Source organism: Cryobacterium sp. TMT4-10, assembly GCF_004403275.1.
In the GTDB taxonomy this organism is placed as follows: domain Bacteria; phylum Actinomycetota; class Actinomycetes; order Actinomycetales; family Microbacteriaceae; genus Cryobacterium; species Cryobacterium shii.
The window spans coordinates 15,395-31,569 of record NZ_SOGU01000048.1; the positions used below are offsets into that span (position 1 = coordinate 15,395).

Consider the following 16,175-nt stretch of genomic DNA (forward strand, 5'->3'; position numbering starts at 1 on the left):
CGGAAACGGCGGAACATGCCTGACCCGGCACGTGTGACTGCCTAGAATGATGCCGTGACTGAATCCGAGACAAACCCGGCCCGTGGCAGGTTGTTCGGTGCGCGGGGACGCCGCCGGGTGCCGGCTTCGATCCGGACCCAGGTCCCGACCGCCGAGGCCCCCAACGGCACGGTCCCGAACGGCACGGTCCCGAACGGCGTCGACGAGAACCTTCCGCCCGGTCTGCGTCTGGCCGCCGCCTGGTCGTGGCGCCTGCTCGCGCTCACCGCCGCGATCGCGGTGTTCATCTTCATCGTCATCCAGCTGCGGCTGATCGTCATCCCGGTGCTCGTGGCCGTGCTGGTATCCGCGCTCCTCGTGCCCCTCGTCGGCTTCCTGGTGCGTCATCGGTGGCCCAGGGGCCTGGCCGTCGCGGCGGCCCTTCTCGGCACCCTCGCGGTCGTCGCCGGGCTGATCACGCTGGCTGTGACCCAGATCGCCGTCGGCACGGTCGGCCTGAACGACCGGGTCGCCGCCTCCTACCAGAGCCTGAAGGCCGTGCTCCTGGCCTCCCCGTTGCAGCTGACCGAACCCGAGCTGAACGCGTTCCTGCAGCAGGTGTGGAAGGCCGTCCAGGCTGACAGCCAGGTCTTCGTGAGCGGGGCCCTGACCGTGGGATCCTCGCTGGGGCATCTCCTGACCGGGCTGCTGCTGGCCCTGTTCAGCCTCCTGTTCATCTTGATCGACGGCAGGGGGATCTGGGCCTGGGTCGTGCGCATCTTCCCGCAGCGGGCCCGGGCGGCCGTGGACGGCGCGGGAACGGTCGGTTGGGCGGCCCTGGGCAACTTCGCGAAGGTGCAGATCCTGGTGGCCTCCATCGACGCGGTCGGCATCGGCGTCGGGGCGGCGCTGCTCGGCGTGCCCCTGGCCATCCCGATCGGCGTGCTGGTCTTCCTCGGCTCCTTCATCCCCATCATCGGAGCCGTCGCCGCCGGAGCCGTGGCGGTCGTCATCGCCCTGATCTTCAACGGCTGGGTGGTGGCCCTGCTGATGCTCGGGGTGGTGCTGTTGGTGCAGCAGGTCGAGGGGCATGTCCTGCAGCCGCTAATCATGGGAACCGCGGTCAAGGTGCATCCGCTCGGCGTCGTGCTCGCGGTCGCCGCGGGATCACTGCTCGCCGGCATCGCCGGGGCGCTCTTCGCAGTGCCGGTCGCGGCCGTGCTCAACGTCATGATCACCTACATCAACAGCGGAGTCTGGCGGGACGTACCGCCCACGACGGTCCCCGTCGCCCGTTCCCCGCTCTGGCAGACCGTTCCGCAACGCCCCGGATTCCGCCGAACCGGCTACCGCATCGAGAAAAGTGCCACCCATGACTAACGCCTCCCTCGTCGGACCGACCTTGGCCGACTTCGAGTCCGCCCGTGCCGTCGTCGCCCGGGTCACCGCCGTGACCCCGATGGAAACCTCCCGCTACCTGTCCGAGGTCCTGGGCGCACCGGTCCTGCTCAAATGCGAGAACCTGCAGCGCACCGGCTCCTACAAGATCCGCGGCGCCTACAACCGCCTCTCGAAGCTGACCGACGAGGAGAAGCAGCGCGGCGTGGTGGCGGCGTCGGCCGGCAACCACGCTCAGGGCGTCGCCTTCGCGGCCCGGGAGCTGGGCATCAAGGCCACCATCTTCATGCCCGTGGGCGTGGCGCTGCCCAAGCTGCAGGCGACCCGCGACTACGGCGCGCACGTCATCCTGCGCGGCAACACGGTGGCCGAGCCGCTCCTCGCCGCGGCCACCTACGCCGAGGAGACCGGCGCGATCCTGATCCCGCCGTTCGACCACCCGGATGTCGTCACCGGCCAGGGCACGCTGGGCCTGGAAATCCTCGATCAGGTTCCCGACCTCGAGACCGTGATCGTCCCCATCGGCGGCGGCGGTCTCATCTCCGGCGTGGCCAGCGCGCTCAAGCAGCGCGCGCTCCGGGACGGCCGCCGGATCCGGGTGATCGGGGTGCAGGCCGAGAACGCGGCGGCCTACCCGCCCTCCCTCGAGGCCGGCCGGGCCCTGGAGATCACCATCACGCCGACCATCGCCGACGGCATCGCCGTGGCCAAGCCGGGCCTGCTCAATTTCGAGATCGTGCGCGACACCGTGGACGAGATCGTCACCGTCAGCGAGGACGACATCGCCCGGGCGCTCCTGGTGCTGCTCGAGCGGGCGAAGCTCGTGGTCGAACCGGCCGGCGCGGTGGCGGTCGCGGCCATCCTGGCCGGCAAGGTCACCGCGTCGGGCCCCACGGTCGCGATCCTCAGCGGGGGCAACATCGACCCGCTGCTGATGCAGCGCGTGATCAGTCACGGCCTGTCGGCATCCGGGCGCTATCTGACCCTGCGCATCATGCTGCCGGACCGGCCGGGGCAGCTGGCCCGCATCTCCGAGCTGCTCGCCGAGGCGCACGCCAACGTGATCGAGGTGCTGCACACCCGCCACGGGGTCGGGCTGCAGATCAGCGAAGTCGAGCTGGACGTCAGCGTGGAGACCCGGGGACCGGACCACCGGCAGCTCGTCGTCGACGTGCTGCGCGCGGCCGGCTACGACCCCCAGTTCGACTAGCCGGACCGCCCGGCCACTCCCACCGTCTCGACTCCTCCCGTCTCGACTCCTCCCGTCTCGACTCCTCCCGTCTCGACTCCTCCCGTCTCGACTCCTCCCGTCTCGACTCCTCCCGTCTCGACNCGACTCCTCCCGTCTCGACTCCTCCCGTCTCGACTCCTCCCGTCTCGGCGTGGAACCAATTCGACGGAGATTTTGCCCGGATCGGCCCCAAACCGGCTGAAAACGCTTTTTTACAGCGGTATCTCCGTCGAATTGGTTCGGGGCCGGACGGGTTAACGAGCGATGGGCCCCGCCTGCCGGCGGGGCCCATCGGGTGCGGGGAGCGGTTCGGCTAGTTGCCGGTCCAGGTCTCCACGAGGAAGATCTCGACGGCGATGTCCTTGCCGGTCGGGGTGATGTACGACGTCTTCGCGCCGACCTTGAGGCCGAGGATCGCCGCGCCGAGCGGGCTCTGCTCGCTGAAGACGTCGAGGTCGCTGTCCCCGGCGATCTCGCGGCTGCCGATCAGGAAGCGGTTCTCCTCGCCGGCGATCGTGGCGGTGATGACCGTGCCCGGTTCGACGACGCCCTTGCTCTCGGGGGCGTGGCCGACCTCGGCGTTGCGCAGTAGCAGGACCAGCGTGCGGATGCGCGCCTCCATTTTGCCCTGCTCGTCCTTGGCGGCGTGGTAGCCGGAATTCTCCTTGAGGTCACCCTCTTCGCGCGCAGATTCGATCTTCTTCGCGATCTCCACGCGGCCGACGGTGCTCATCGTCTCCAGCTCGGCAGCGAGGCGGTCGTAGGCCTCCTGCGTCAGCCAGGTGACAGTGGTCTCGGTAGTCATGGTGGTCCCCTCCTCGTGCTCGTGTGGTGCCCGCGCAATGATCCCGCCATTCGCCGATACGTCTGCGCGGATGAACGCGGATGAAACCGCGCGGATCAGACTGTGCAGGTCAAACTGCAATTATATGACGGACGCCCCGACGTTGACCGTCAGGGCGAACCCTCAGTCTAGGTCAGCCAGCAGCGGTAAATCAATCCCGTGTTGCTCTGCTCGGTGGTGCGGACATCCGTCGTGAACGACCGGGAATAGACGGTGCTCGCCGGTACGTCGATCACTTTCCAGCCGACGACCGTGAAGCTCTCGTTCAGGGCCTGCACGGCGCAGGCGGCGCTCCGGCCGACCGGGATCGACGCCTCGAACGTGATGCTGACGCCGTTCTCGTCGACGATGCTGTGACCGATGTCCCGGGTCTCGATCAGGGGTTTGGACGCGCCGAGCCCCACCCAGACCACCCAAGCGACGAGGACGACAGCGAGGGTTCCGGCGACGGTCCACAGCACACGGCGGTCCCGGATGCCCCGGTTCGCGGCGCGCCCGTAGCGCGTGTCGAGGTTGTTGCTCACGGCCACTCAGACTCCACACTCACGGATCAACGATTAGTCTTAGTACCAAGGTTATCTGGCATTTCTGAGGAGTTTCATGACGCTGCGACTCTTGGCGGTGCACGCCCATCCCGACGACGAGTCGAGCAAGGGCGCTGCGACCTACGCCTACTACCGGAGCCGGGGCGCCGAGGTGATGGTGCTCAGCTGCACCGGCGGCGAACGGGGGAGCATCCTGAACGAAGCCCTCGTCGGGCACCCGATGGCGGAGCGCGACCTCGCCGGCCTGCGCCGGCTGGAGATGAAGGAGGCCCAGCGGGCACTCGGCGTGCAGCACCGGTGGCTCGGCTACGAGGACTCCGGGATGAACGACGACGGCTCGGTGCCGACGAATTCGTTCGCCTCGATCCCGGTCGAGATCTCGGCCGAACCGGTCGTGCGGTTGATCCGTGAATTCAAGCCGCAGGTACTGATCACGTACGACGAGAACGGCGGCTACCCGCATCCGGACCACATCCGCTGCCACGACGTGTCGATGGAGGCCTACCGGGCCGCCGCCGACCCGGCCCGGTACCCGGACGCCGGTGAGCCCTGGCTGGTCGACAAGCTCTATTTCGACCGCATCTTCAACCTCGAGCGGATCGACGCCATGCTCCTCGAACTGAGCGTCAAGGAACCCGACTCGCCCGTGCTGGAGCCGCTGGGCGCCGCGCGGGACTGGATGAAGGACTACCCGAAACTGGCGACGACCCATGTGAACGTCGGCGACTTCCTGGAGGTGCGGGACGCGGCGCTCCGCGCCCACGCCAGCCAGGTTTCCCCCAAAAGCAGCTTCTTCTTCTGGCCGAACGACCTCATCCGAGAGGCCTGGCCGTACGAGGACTTCCAGCTCGTCGAATCGAAAGTGGACACCGTGATACCTGAATCCGATCTCTTTGCCGGAGTGCGGGAAGACGCATGAGCGCCGTTTTCCTGAGCCCCGTGGTCTCGTTCGTACTCGCCGCGACGCCGCCGCCCGAGTTCGACCCCACGACCGTGACGCCGGGGCCGGCCGGCTTCGTGGCGATCGCGGTGGTCGCTGCCGGCACGGTGCTGCTGGCGATCGACATGGCCCGTCGCATCCGTCGCAACACCTACCGGGCCGAGATCCAGGAACGTCTGGCGGCGGAGATGGCCGCCAATGCCGCGGCCGAGGCCGGTTCACCGGACCAGGGCCGCCCGCAGGGATAGCCCGGCAGGGTCAGGTCCGCACCCTTAGGGGTAGAGCGGGTGGGTGGCGATGATCAGGATGGCCACCCAATGGCAGAGGAACGCCACGACGGTCAGGGTGTGGAAGATCTCGTGGAACCCGAACACGCCCGGGACCGGGTTGGGCTTCTTGAGTCCGTAGACCACGGCGCCCACGGAATAGCAGAGCCCGCCGATCATGATCAGGGTCATCATCGCGGCATTGGCCTGGAAGAAGTCCACGATGAACATCAGCGCGCCCCAGCCGAGCGCCAGATACAGCGGAACGTACAGCCAGCGCGGGGCATGGATCCAGAACACCCGGAAGGCGATCCCCAGGATCGCCCCGCCCCAGACCAGCGACAGCAGCAGCGTGGACTTCTCCGGCGGCAGCGCCAGCACCGCGATCGGCGTGTAGGAGCCCGCGATCAGCAGGAAGATGTTGGCGTGGTCGATCCGCTTCAGGATCACCTTCGTGCGGGGCTGCCAGTCGAACCGGTGGTACAGCGCCGAATTGCCGAACAGCAGCATGGAACTGAGCACGAACACGAGCGAGCTCCACCGGGCCGCGGCGCCATCGGCGGCCAGCAGCAGGATGATGCCCGCGACGATCGTCAGCGGGAACGTGCCGGCGTGGATCCAGCCGCGCCAGGTGGGTCTGACGTCCACCGGCTGAGGGGTGTCATCCTCGAGAAACGGCAGGTTGGGGATGTCATCTGGTGTGGCCATGAGGCAAGAATACGGCAGGCTTCATGCCCGGAGCGGTACGCAACGGCCCCGAGTGGGCTAGCGTCGATGTGTGCAGAAGCGGGACATTCCAATAGCGCGCGGCATCCTCTACGGGGTGTACCAGCGCCGACTCCGACGCGGACTGACCCCGGAGGTGCTGCCCGATCACGTGGCCATGATCATCGACGGCAACCGTCGGTGGGCCAAGCAACTCGGCTTCGATTCCGCCGCCCACGGGCACCGGGCCGGCGCCGCCAAGATGCGCGAGTTCCTCAAATGGTGTGACGACCTCGGGATCTCCGTGGTCACGCTCTACCTGTTGTCCTCCGACAACCTCACCAACCGGCCGAGCGAGGAGCTCACCGAGCTGACGAAGATCATCGCCAAGCTCGCGGAGGAGCTCTCCCGCTACCGGGACTGGCGGGTGCAGCAGGTCGGGTCCAAGGCCGGCCTGCCGGAACCGCTGATCGCGGCCCTGGACGCCGCGGAGGCGCGGACGGCACGCAAGAAGGGCCTGCACATCAACCTCGCCGTCGGCTACGGCGGGCGCACCGAAATCACCGACGCCATGCGCAGCATTGTGGGCGCCCACCACGCGAGCGGCGGGTCGCTCGAGAACCTGGCGGAAACGCTCACCCCCGAATTGATCGGCCAGCACCTCTACACGGGCGGCCAGCCCGACCCCGACCTGGTGATCCGCACCTCGGGCGAGCAGCGGATCAGCGACTTCATGCTGTGGCAGAGCGCCCACAGCGAGTTCTACTTCGTGGAAGCCCTCGGCCCGGACCTCCGGCAGGTCGACTTCCTGCGTGCCCTGCGTGACTTCGCCAAACGCCAGCGCCGGTTCGGCGGGTAGGAGACCCCATGAGCTCCATCGAACGGTTCACGGCGGGGTTCCTCGAGGAGCCCGGGTACCTGGACTATGCCAGGGTGGGGCCGCTGTCCGCCGGCGTGGTGAGCGAGACGCTCGGCCAGACGGATGTCCTCTCCCGCGCCCGATACGGCAGCCTGGACCACTTCCGGACCCAGGATGAACGGTTGCGTGCCGCGGTCGCCGCGGCCACCGGCTTCCGCGCCGACCAGGTCGTCTCCGAGCCCAACACCACCACCGGGATCATGCAGGCCATGTTCGGCCTGACCGGGGGAGTGCTGCTCTCGCCCGGGGATTTCCCCACGGTCCCCTTCGCCGCCGCGCGTGCGGCCGAGGCGCTGCGGGTGGTGACCCCGCTCTGGCTGGAGACCGAGCACGGCCGGGTGACCCCCGGGGAGATCAGGGAACAACTCACCCCGGCCACCGCCGCGGTGGCGGTCTGCCTGGTCGACTCCCGCACCGGGTACCGCGTCGACCTGGACGGCATCCGTCAGGTCATCGGCGACCGCCTGCTCATCGTCGACGCCATTCAGGGGTTCGGAATCACGGATGTCCCGTACGAGGTCGCGGATGTCGTCGCCTCGGGCGGACAGAAATGGGCCAGGGCCGGCTGGGGCACCGGGTTCCTGGCCCTCAGCGACCGCGCGATCGAACGGCTGATCCCGGTGTTCTCCGGTTTCGCCGGCACCGACACGGCCGAGCCGTGGGACGAGATCCTGCCCCCGAGCCGCGGCGCGAACGCCTTCCGGGTCAGCAACCCCGACCCGATCGCGCAGGCGCGGTTCGCGACCGCCCTCGAAGAGGTGGCGGAGGTGGGCATCCGTTCGATTGAAGCGGCGGTCGCCGTGAACGTGTCCACACTCATCGACCTCGCCGACGAATTCGCCGTGCCCGTGGCGTCCTCCCGGGACGAACGCGAACGTGCGGGGATCGTGGTGCTGGAACCGCCCGCGAGCCAGTTCACCCTGCTCAGCGCCGCCCTGCACAACCACGGGGTCACCGCGACCGCCCGCCAGGGCACCGTGCGGCTCAGCGTCCACGCGGCCCTGAGCGTCGACACGGTAGATATGCTGCGCGGGGCACTGACCTCGTATGCCACCGCGGTGACCTACTGACCGCTGACGTGCTGACGGATGACCTGCTGACTGCGGGCGGGTTAACGTACGGTCTCAATGGGCGTGTCGCTCTTCCCTTGCCGGGCCGCGCTCACTAACGTCATCCTCATCAGGCATACTGCCTGGTCGAGACGGCCACATAAGTACGGCTCGATAACCCTGTGGCCTCTCGCCGACACAATCTGCGCCCCCGGGGGCGCGGGGTGGGAGTGATTGTGACCGCTAATCAGGTTGACAATGCGGGTTCGAACCGGGCGGCCTCGGCTGAGGCCGAACAGGCGCAGTGCACGTATGTGCTGGACACCTCGGTTCTGCTCTCGGATCCCAAGGCGATCTTCCGTTTCGCCGAGCACTCCGTCGTGCTCCCCGTGGTGGTCATCGCGGAACTCGAGGCCAAGCGCAACGACCCGGAGATCGGGTACTTCGCCCGCCAGGCGCTGCGGCTGCTCGACGAGCTCCGGATCAAGCACGAACGGCTCGACTTCCCGATCCCGGTCGGTGAGGGCGGCAGCCTCCGGGTGGAGCTGAACCACTCCAACATGTCGGTGCTGCCCTCCGGGCTGCAACTGGGCGACAACGACTCCCGCATCCTCGCGGTGGCCCTGAACCTCGCCAATGACGGGCTGAACGTGACCGTGGTCTCCAAGGACCTTCCCCTGCGGGTGAAGGCCGCCTCGATCGGCCTGATGGCGGACGAGTACCGCCACGAGCTGGCCGTGGACTCGGGCTGGACCGGGATGGATGAGATCACGCTCGGCTCCAACCAGATCAACGAACTCTACGAGAACGAGGTCATGCACACCCGCCTCGTGCAGGACATGCCGATCAACACCGGGCTCGTCATCCACTCCGACCGGGGCTCGGCCCTCGGCCGGGTCACCGGCAGCGGCCAGATGAAGCTCGTCCGCGGCGACCGCGACGTCTTCGGGCTCAAGGGCCGGTCGGCGGAGCAGCGGCTCGCCATCGATCTGCTCCTCGACCCGGAGATCGGGATCCTGTCGCTGGGAGGTCGAGCCGGGACGGGGAAGTCGGCGCTCGCCCTCTGCGCCGGGCTCGAAGCGGTGCTGGAGCGCCAGCAGCACCGCAAGATCATGGTCTTCCGCCCCCTCTACGCGGTGGGCGGCCAGGAGCTGGGCTACCTGCCGGGCGACGCGAACGAGAAGATGAGCCCGTGGGCGCAGGCGGTCTTCGACACGCTCGGGGCGATCGTCTCGGAGAACGTGCTGGAGGAGGTCATCGACCGTGGCATCCTCGAGGTGTTGCCGCTCACCCACATCCGTGGCCGGTCGCTGCACGACGCCTTCGTCATCGTCGACGAGGCGCAGTCCCTCGAACGCAATGTGCTGCTGACCGTGCTGAGCCGGATCGGCACGAACTCCCGGGTGGTGCTGACCCATGACGTGGCGCAGCGGGACAACCTGCGGGTCGGCCGGTTCGACGGGGTGGCTTCCGTGATCGAGACGCTCAAGGGGCATCCGCTCTTCGCCCACATGACCCTGACCCGCTCCGAGCGGAGCGCGATCGCGGCCCTGGTCACCGAGATGCTCGAGGGCAACGAGATCGCCTAGCCCCAACGAATTCGACGGAGATTTTGCCCCAAAACCCGTTTTCGGACCGAAAACAGACTTCTGGGAGCAAAATCTCCGTCGAATTGGTGACTGCGCGAGCGGCGGAGGTGCCGGGCGCTCGGGGCGGGCTACCGGGCCTGGGGCGGACGGGTCATGCTGAGCACGTCGAGCGCCGTGTCGAGCTGCTCGAGGGTGACCTCGCCGCGCTCGACGAAACCGAGGGCGATCACGGACTCGCGCACGGTCAGCCCCTCGGCCACGGCGTGCTTGGCGACCTTGGCGGCGGCCTCGTAGCCGATCACCCGGTTCAGTGGGGTGACGATCGCGGGGGACGACTCGGCCAGCGCGCGGGCGCGCTCCACGTTCGCGGTCAGGCCGTCGACGGTCTTGTCCGCCAGCGCGCGGGTCGCGTTCGAGAGCAGCCGGATCGACTCGAGCAGTGCGGTGCCCATCACCGGGATGGCGACGTTCAGCTCGAACGACCCGGACGCGCCGGACCAGGCGATGGTGGCGTCGTTGCCGATGACCCGCGAGCAGACCATCAGCACGGCCTCGGGGATGACCGGGTTGACCTTGCCGGGCATGATCGAGGAACCGGGCTGCAGGTCGGGGATGTTCAACTCGGCGAAGCCGGTGTTGGGGCCCGAGCCCATCCAGCGCAGGTCGTTGCAGATCTTGGTCAGGCTGACCGCGATGGTGCGCAGGGCGCCGGATGCGTCGACGAGGCCGTCACGGTTGGCCTGCGCCTCGAAGTGGTCGCGTGCTTCCGTGACCGGCAGCTCCGTCTCCTCGACCAGAAGCTCGATCACGAGCTGCGGGAACCCGGCCGGCGTGTTGATGCCGGTGCCGACGGCGGTGCCGCCGAGGGGGACCTCCGCGACGCGGGGGAGGGCGGAGCGCACGCGCTCGATGCCGAGGCGCATCTGGCGCGCGTAGCCGCCGAACTCCTGGCCGAGGGTGACCGGGGTGGCGTCCATCAGGTGGGTGCGGCCGGCCTTAACGGCGCCGACCCACAGCTCGGCCTTGGCCTCGAGTGACACGGCCAGGTGGTCGAGGGCGGGAATCAGCTCGTCGATGAGCGCGCTCGTGACCGCCAGGTGCACGGATGTCGGGAAGACGTCGTTCGAGGACTGGGACGCGTTCACGTGGTCGTTCGGGTGCACCGGGCGGCCGAGGCTCCGGGTCGCGAGGGTCGCGAGGACCTCGTTCATGTTCATGTTCGAGGAGGTGCCGCTGCCGGTCTGGTAGACGTCGACCGGGAATTCGGAGTCGTAGCGGCCGGTGATGACCTCGTCGGCCGCCGCGGCGATCGCGTTGGCGATGTCGCCGTCGAGCACGCCGAGCTGCGCGTTGGCCAGGGCGGCGGACTTCTTGATCCGGGCCAGCGCGCCGATCTGGGCCGACTCCAGCACGGAGCCGGAGATCGGGAAATTCTCCACGGCGCGCTGCGTCTGGGCCCCGTAGAGGGCGGCGGCCGGAACCCGGACCGCGCCCATCGTGTCGTGTTCGATCCGGTAGTCGGCTTCAACGGTCTTGTCCACCACGGTGTGTATTACCTTTCGGTTGGGGAAACTGCAGTTCGTAAAACGTGAGCGACGCCGGCAGGCCGGCGGAACGCCACAATGCGCGCCGGAGCGCGGCTGGACACGTCGACCTAGACCACGCCGACGACGATGTCGGGCACGGCACGGCCTTCGAGCAGCCGGTAATTAGCCCCGACGATAGCCAATGTACCTTCTGCGACGGCGGCGCTGATCACCTCCGAGCGCTCCAGCAGTTCGGCAACGGTGTCGCGCAGGTGCTCGCGACCCACCGCGAGGGCGTCGACGTGATCCGGGTCGATCGGCGTCGCATCCGTCGCCCCGCTGACGCGGCGCACGGCGGGCACGATCTTCTCGATGATCTTCGTGATGTGCACGGGCAGGGCGACCGCGTCGGCGGACTGCGAATCGATCGCGGCCCGCACGGCGCCGCAGCCGTCGTGTCCGAGCACGAGGATCAGCGGCACCTCCAGCACGGCGACGGCGTATTCGAGCGAGCCGAGCACGGAGTCGGAGATGACCTGGCCGGCGTTCCGCACGACGAACAGGTCGCCCAGACCCTTGTCGAAGATGATCTCGGCGGCCAGTCTCGAGTCGCTGCACCCGAACAGGGCCGCATCGGGGGTCTGCACGAAGGCGAGTTCGGCACGGCGGTCGACGTCCTGGCGCGGATGCCGCGGCTCGCCCCCCACAAAGCGGTCGTTGCCCCGCTGCAGGTCGCTCCAGACCTCGGCCGGAGTGGATTTGCCGGTCATTGTGTTCCTCCGGTGTTGGTGCTGATCTGCGCGGCGAGTACCTCGGCGAGGGCCGCGAATTCGTCTTCGCCGGCCGTGCCGACCAGAACGTAGGTGCTGCCCGCGGTGGTGGTCACGAGGGCGGAATCGAAGTTGCCGTGATCCTGCTCCGGCGCGGTGTTGCGGTAGACGTCCCAGGTGACCCCGTTGATGGTGACGGTGTCGACGACCGGCGCGTTGTCCAGCTTCTCGGCGAGCCAGCTCGGGTTCGCGTCGAGGCCCTGGGTGAGGCCGATGAACTCCTTGCCCGGGGTGAGCAGGCCGATGTACCAGGACGGGATCCTGTCGGTGCCGCCGAGGCGCCACTGGGCCGCATTCGCCTTCCAGCCGGTGGGCAGTTTCGGCACGATCAGGGTCTGGTCGAGCCCGGTCTGAGCCTGGGCGGCGACCGTGGCGAAGTCGACGGGGCGGTCGATCGGAGCCTCGCTGCGCGGAACCAGCAGCACGAGCACGAGCACCGTGCCGAGTGTGGCCAGCAGCGACAGCACCAGGTTGTTCACGGTCTTGTGAGACCGGTACTTGCGCGAATTCTCGGCCAGCCTGCTCTTCGTCTCTTCCGGCGTCTCGGGGCGTCCGAGTTCGGCGACGACGCGGGGAGCGCGCCTGGCGGCGCTCATCCGGCGGTCGCGGCGGACGGGGCCTGGCCGGCCCGGGCGGCGTCCAGCCTGGCCTTCGCGCCGATCAGCCATTCCTCGCAGCGACGGGCGAGGGCCTCGCCGCGCTCCCAGAGCGCGAGGGATTCTTCGAGCGTCGATGAACCCTGCTCGAGGGCGTTCACCACGCGCACGAGTTCGTCCCTGGCCTGTTCGTAACTCAGGGCTGTGATGTCATCTGCTGCCGGGGTCATGGCTTCCATTCTAAGTCGAGGGGAGGGGCGGACGGGGCGGCGCCCGCGGTGGCGCGCAGGTTCCCCTCGGCGAGGGTGATCAGGAGCGCGGTGCCGGCGGGCGCCTGGCCGGGTGCGCGCACGATCCGCCCGTCCGCCAGCTGCACGATGGCATACCCGCGGTCAAGGGTGCCCTGGGGCGAGAGGGCGCGCAGCCGGGATCGCAGCTCGAGCACCGTGGTGCCTGCGCGCTCGACCGCCCGGCCGACCAGCTCGGTGCCGCGCGCGACGAAACGGGTGAGGTCCTCTGAGCGGGAATCGATCAGCCACTCGGGGGTGCTGAGCACGGGGCGGGACCGGAGCTGCCCGATCCGGTCGACCTCATGAGCGAGGATGCCGGTGAGCCGGTTGCTGAGGCGGGCACGGGCCTGCTGTACCCGGTTCAGTTCGTCGGACACGTCGGGAACCACGCGCTTGGCGGCATCCGTGGGCGTCGAGGCACGCAGGTCGGCCACCTCGTCCAGCAGCGGCCGGTCGGCCTCGTGCCCGATCGCGCTGACCAGTGGGGTGACGCAGGCGGCCGCCGCGCGAACCAGTCTCTCGTCGCTGAAGCCGAGCAGGTTCTGGAAGTCGCCGCCGCCGCGGGCGACGATGATCACGTCGACCTCCGGGTCGGCGTCGAGCCTCTGGATGGCCGCTGTCACCTCGGCGACCATGCGGTCGCCCTGCACGGCCGCGTAGGCGAGGTGGAAGCTGACGGCCGGCCAGCGCAGCTGGGCGTTGCGGATGACGTCTTTCTCCGCGTCGGAGTCTTTGCCGGTGACCAGCCCGATGCAGTGGGGGAGGAAGGGCAGCGGCTTCTTGCGGGCGGCGTCGAAGAGCCCCTCGCCGGCCAGCTGTTTGCGCAACCGCTCGAGCCGCTCCAGCATGTCGCCCAGGCCCACATGGCGCATCTCGAACACCTGCATGGTGAGGGTGCCGCCCTTGACCCAGAAGTTGGGTTTGACGAGGGCGATGACACGGTCGCCCTGCTTGAAGTCGCTGGTGAGCTTCGCGCGCACCGACGACCAGACCGTGAAGCTGACCGTGGCGTCCTCGGTGAGGTCTTTCAGCTTGCCGTAGACGTTGCCGCCGCTGGCGCCCCACTGGACGATCTCGCCCTCCACCCAGGCGGTGCCGAGCCGGTCGATGTAGCCGCGGATCTTGTTGGCCAGCAGCGCGACCGGCCACGGGGTCTCCAGGGTGGGCGGTGCATCCGTCATCAATCGTTCCTCCCACGGACTGTGCAGTCGGGCACCCATAGACTGGATGGCGTGACTATCAGTACGGATTCGCCTGTGATCGGCCTCGGCATGCCCCGGATTCCCCGGGCACGCAACAGGCTCAACGATACCCCGGTGCACGGACACAAGCGGGTGCTGCTGGCCGCCCCCCGCGGTTACTGCGCCGGCGTGGACCGTGCCGTGATCGCCGTCGAGAAGGCGCTCGAGCTGTACGGGGCCCCGGTCTACGTGCGCAAGCAGATCGTGCACAACGTGCACGTGGTCTCCGAGCTGGAGAAGAAGGGCGCCATCTTCGTCGAGGAAGTCGACGAGGTGCCCGCCGGCTCCCATATCGTTTTCAGCGCCCACGGCGTCTCGCCGGCCGTGGTGAACGCCGCGGCCGACCGTGGACTCCTCGCCATCGACGCCACCTGCCCGCTGGTCACCAAGGTGCACCGCGAGGCCGTGCGGTTCGCCCGCGACGACTTCCAGATCCTCCTGATCGGCCATGCAGGCCACGAAGAGGTCGAGGGCACCGCCGGCGAGGCGCCGGAGCACACCACGCTCGTGGGCAGCCCCGACGAGGCCGACACCATCGAGGTGCGCGACCCGGACAGGGTCGTCTGGCTGTCCCAGACCACCCTGAGCGTGGACGAGACCATGGAGACCGTTCGACGCCTGCGCGCCCGGTTCCCTAATCTGCAGGACCCGCCCAGCGACGACATCTGCTACGCCACCCAGAACCGCCAGGTAGCGATCAAGAAGGTAGCCCGCGACTCCGACCTCGTCATCGTCGTCGGTTCCGCGAACTCGTCCAACTCGGTGCGTCTGGTGGAGGTGGCGCTCGAGTACGGCGCCCAGGCCGCCTACCGGATCGACTACGCCAGCGAGATCAAGCAGGAGTGGCTCGACGGCGTCGTCACCGTCGGGGTGACGAGCGGGGCATCCGTTCCGGACGAGCTCGTGCACGAGGTGCTCGCCGACCTCGCCGAAGCCGGCTACGGCGACGTCGAGGAGGTCAAGACGGCCGAGGAGGACCTCCTGTTCTCCCTGCCCAAGGAACTCCGCAAGGACCTGGCCGGCAACGCGGATGCGCGCGCGCTCGGCGGGCGGGTCAGCCGGCCCGAATAGGCAGCCTGACGGGGCCCCTCAGCCGGTCTGGAACTCCAGCTCCTGAAAGAGGGTCACGGTCAGGTCGGCCGGCCCCTGCAGGCGAGAGTTGAGTGACTGCCACGGGGTGACCCGCGGCGAGGCGATCAACGCGGCGCCGGCATCCGTGAGCTGCCGGGTCTTGCCGGCCGCGTCGGAGACCTCGAAGGCCACACGGATGTGCCCGCTCGGGTTGCCGTCGGTCTCGAGATCGTCGACCATCCGCCGCTGGGCTGGATTGTGCAGCTCCGGGGTCGCCCGGCCGGCGTCGAGGACCATGCCGCGGGCCCCGCTCTCGTCCTCGAAGGACTCCGCCTCGGTGAGGCCGAGAGCGTCACGGTAGAAGCGCACGGCGGCGTCGTAGTCTGCCGCCTCGACGACCAGGCGCAGTTGGAGGACGGGCGGTATCGGTACGGTCTCATCGTTCATGCGTTCAGGCTAGGAACGGTGGCCGGTGCGCGCAAGGAGGCGTCGACCGTCACATCCACGGTGACCGTGTCATGCACACGATTCGTGCGGCTGAACGTCTGGGCGGCCGAACCGCTCAGCGGCTGAGCGTTACGGCTTCAGGTTGAGCAGGGTCGGGTCGGTGGTCAGAGCCACGCTCACGATGACGATGAGCACGGTGAAGGACACGACCCCGCCGATCAGGGGCAGGTAGAAGGCCCGCTTGCCGCGCACCGTCATCAGGATCGAGCCGACGGCGGTGGCGAGCCAGATCAGGGCTTCGGCGATGCTCCCGGCCACGATCAGGCCCGGGATGGCGTCGTCCGGTGTGTATGTGCCCAGGTCTCGCTGCTCGTAGAGGATCTTGAACGCGTCGGGGAGCCCGCTCAGGGCACCGATGAAGAAGATCGTCGCCAGGAGCCCGAAGACGAGCAGGCTCAGGGTCACGGGGCGGTCCCAGGCCGGCGTCTTGCCGCCGCGGAAGGGCCCGGCGGGTTTTTCCGGGGAACCCGGGCCGGCAGCCGGGGCGGCAGCCGGTGCGACTGCCGGTGCGGGGAGCGTGCGCTCATCCGGGGCGGGAGTCCAACTCCAGCCTTCGGGCGCAAGCTCGCCGTACCGGGGACGTGGCCGGGAATCCTCCGGAGGGGTTCCCGAAGGAGTCGACAGGGGATTCTCGGCCATCGTCATTCGG

At 68.7% G+C, this 16,175-nt stretch carries 18 protein-coding genes; 8 read left to right on the top strand and 10 right to left on the bottom strand.

Annotated features, from left to right (window positions below):
• Positions 1-54 precede the first annotated feature (54 nt).
• Positions 55-1,359, top strand: coding sequence for an AI-2E family transporter (locus E3T42_RS07490; protein ID WP_241975906.1), 1,305 nt, complete (start codon positions 55-57; stop codon positions 1,357-1,359).
• Positions 1,352-2,587, top strand: coding sequence for a threonine ammonia-lyase (ilvA, locus tag E3T42_RS07495; protein WP_134366516.1), 1,236 nt, complete (start codon positions 1,352-1,354; stop codon positions 2,585-2,587). The genes E3T42_RS07490 and ilvA overlap by 8 nt, the downstream gene beginning before the upstream one ends.
• A gap of 334 nt (positions 2,588-2,921) precedes the next feature.
• Here the strand turns inward: ilvA and greA are convergent, their stop codons facing one another.
• Positions 2,922-3,413, bottom strand: coding sequence for a transcription elongation factor GreA (greA, locus tag E3T42_RS07500; protein ID WP_134366515.1), 492 nt, complete (start codon positions 3,411-3,413; stop codon positions 2,922-2,924).
• 167 nt (positions 3,414-3,580) lie between these two features.
• The gene (locus E3T42_RS07505) at positions 3,581-3,982 is read right to left on the bottom strand and encodes a DUF4307 domain-containing protein (RefSeq protein WP_134366514.1); all 402 of its coding nucleotides are present in this window, start codon (positions 3,980-3,982) and stop codon (positions 3,581-3,583) included.
• A 70-nt stretch (positions 3,983-4,052) separates the two neighbouring features.
• Between E3T42_RS07505 and mca the strand changes: the two genes are divergently transcribed.
• Both mca and E3T42_RS07515 read left to right on the top strand, forming a co-directional pair.
• Complete coding sequence (gene mca, locus E3T42_RS07510) at positions 4,053-4,916, top strand: mycothiol conjugate amidase Mca (protein ID WP_174776682.1); 864 nt, start codon at positions 4,053-4,055, stop codon at positions 4,914-4,916.
• Positions 4,913-5,185, top strand: coding sequence for a hypothetical protein (locus tag E3T42_RS07515; protein ID WP_241975907.1), 273 nt, complete (start codon positions 4,913-4,915; stop codon positions 5,183-5,185). The genes mca and E3T42_RS07515 overlap by 4 nt, the downstream gene beginning before the upstream one ends.
• A 24-nt stretch (positions 5,186-5,209) precedes the next feature.
• On the opposite strand, the gene E3T42_RS07520 is transcribed toward E3T42_RS07515, so the two are convergent.
• A complete protein-coding gene (locus E3T42_RS07520; protein WP_134366513.1) occupies positions 5,210-5,911 on the bottom strand; it encodes a hemolysin III family protein in 702 nt (233 codons plus the stop codon).
• Between the two features lie 70 nt (positions 5,912-5,981).
• Here E3T42_RS07520 and E3T42_RS07525 point away from each other — a divergent pair, with 70 nt between their 5' ends.
• From E3T42_RS07525 to E3T42_RS07535, 3 genes are all read left to right on the top strand, one after another.
• On the top strand, positions 5,982-6,767 hold the full coding sequence (locus tag E3T42_RS07525) for an isoprenyl transferase (protein WP_134366512.1): 786 nt from the start codon (positions 5,982-5,984) through the stop codon (positions 6,765-6,767).
• An 8-nt stretch (positions 6,768-6,775) separates the two neighbouring features.
• The gene (locus E3T42_RS07530; RefSeq protein WP_134366511.1) at positions 6,776-7,897 is read left to right on the top strand and encodes an aminotransferase class V-fold PLP-dependent enzyme; all 1,122 of its coding nucleotides are present in this window, start codon (positions 6,776-6,778) and stop codon (positions 7,895-7,897) included.
• A 215-nt stretch (positions 7,898-8,112) separates the two neighbouring features.
• Entirely contained in the window at positions 8,113-9,465 is a 1,353-nt protein-coding gene (locus tag E3T42_RS07535) for a PhoH family protein (RefSeq protein WP_241975908.1), read from the top strand.
• Between the two features lie 128 nt (positions 9,466-9,593).
• Here E3T42_RS07535 and E3T42_RS07540 read toward each other — a convergent pair whose 3' ends face one another.
• The 5 genes from E3T42_RS07540 to xseA all read right to left on the bottom strand — a co-directional run bounded on the left by E3T42_RS07540 (position 9,594) and on the right by xseA (position 13,888).
• Entirely contained in the window at positions 9,594-11,006 is a 1,413-nt protein-coding gene (locus E3T42_RS07540) for a class II fumarate hydratase (RefSeq protein WP_370261987.1), read from the bottom strand.
• Between the two features lie 113 nt (positions 11,007-11,119).
• Positions 11,120-11,761, bottom strand: a complete 642-nt coding sequence (locus tag E3T42_RS07545; RefSeq protein ID WP_134366509.1) for a carbonic anhydrase — start codon at positions 11,759-11,761, stop codon at positions 11,120-11,122.
• Positions 11,758-12,417 (bottom strand): DUF4245 domain-containing protein, encoded by a 660-nt coding sequence (locus E3T42_RS07550; protein WP_160141013.1) that lies wholly within the window; start codon positions 12,415-12,417, stop codon positions 11,758-11,760. Before E3T42_RS07550 ends, E3T42_RS07545 begins: the two co-directional genes overlap by 4 nt.
• Entirely contained in the window at positions 12,414-12,656 is a 243-nt protein-coding gene (locus E3T42_RS07555) for an exodeoxyribonuclease VII small subunit (protein ID WP_198416031.1), read from the bottom strand. Before E3T42_RS07555 ends, E3T42_RS07550 begins: the two co-directional genes overlap by 4 nt.
• Positions 12,644-13,888 (bottom strand): exodeoxyribonuclease VII large subunit, encoded by a 1,245-nt coding sequence (gene xseA, locus E3T42_RS07560; RefSeq protein ID WP_134402755.1) that lies wholly within the window; start codon positions 13,886-13,888, stop codon positions 12,644-12,646. The genes E3T42_RS07555 and xseA overlap by 13 nt, the downstream gene beginning before the upstream one ends.
• Before the next feature lie 90 nt (positions 13,889-13,978).
• On the opposite strand from xseA, the gene E3T42_RS07565 reads away from it, so the two are divergent.
• Positions 13,979-15,019: a 4-hydroxy-3-methylbut-2-enyl diphosphate reductase gene (locus E3T42_RS07565; RefSeq protein WP_134366532.1), complete on the top strand. Its 1,041-nt coding sequence runs from the start codon at positions 13,979-13,981 to the stop codon at positions 15,017-15,019.
• Positions 15,020-15,037: 18 nt separating this feature from the next.
• Here the strand turns inward: E3T42_RS07565 and E3T42_RS07570 are convergent, their stop codons facing one another.
• Together E3T42_RS07570 and E3T42_RS17280 are read right to left on the bottom strand one after the other, a co-directional pair.
• A complete protein-coding gene (locus E3T42_RS07570; protein ID WP_134366505.1) occupies positions 15,038-15,466 on the bottom strand; it encodes a VOC family protein in 429 nt (142 codons plus the stop codon).
• 129 nt (positions 15,467-15,595) lie between these two features.
• Positions 15,596-16,171, bottom strand: coding sequence for a DUF6264 family protein (locus E3T42_RS17280; protein WP_370261991.1), 576 nt, complete (start codon positions 16,169-16,171; stop codon positions 15,596-15,598).
• Positions 16,172-16,175 lie beyond the last annotated feature (4 nt).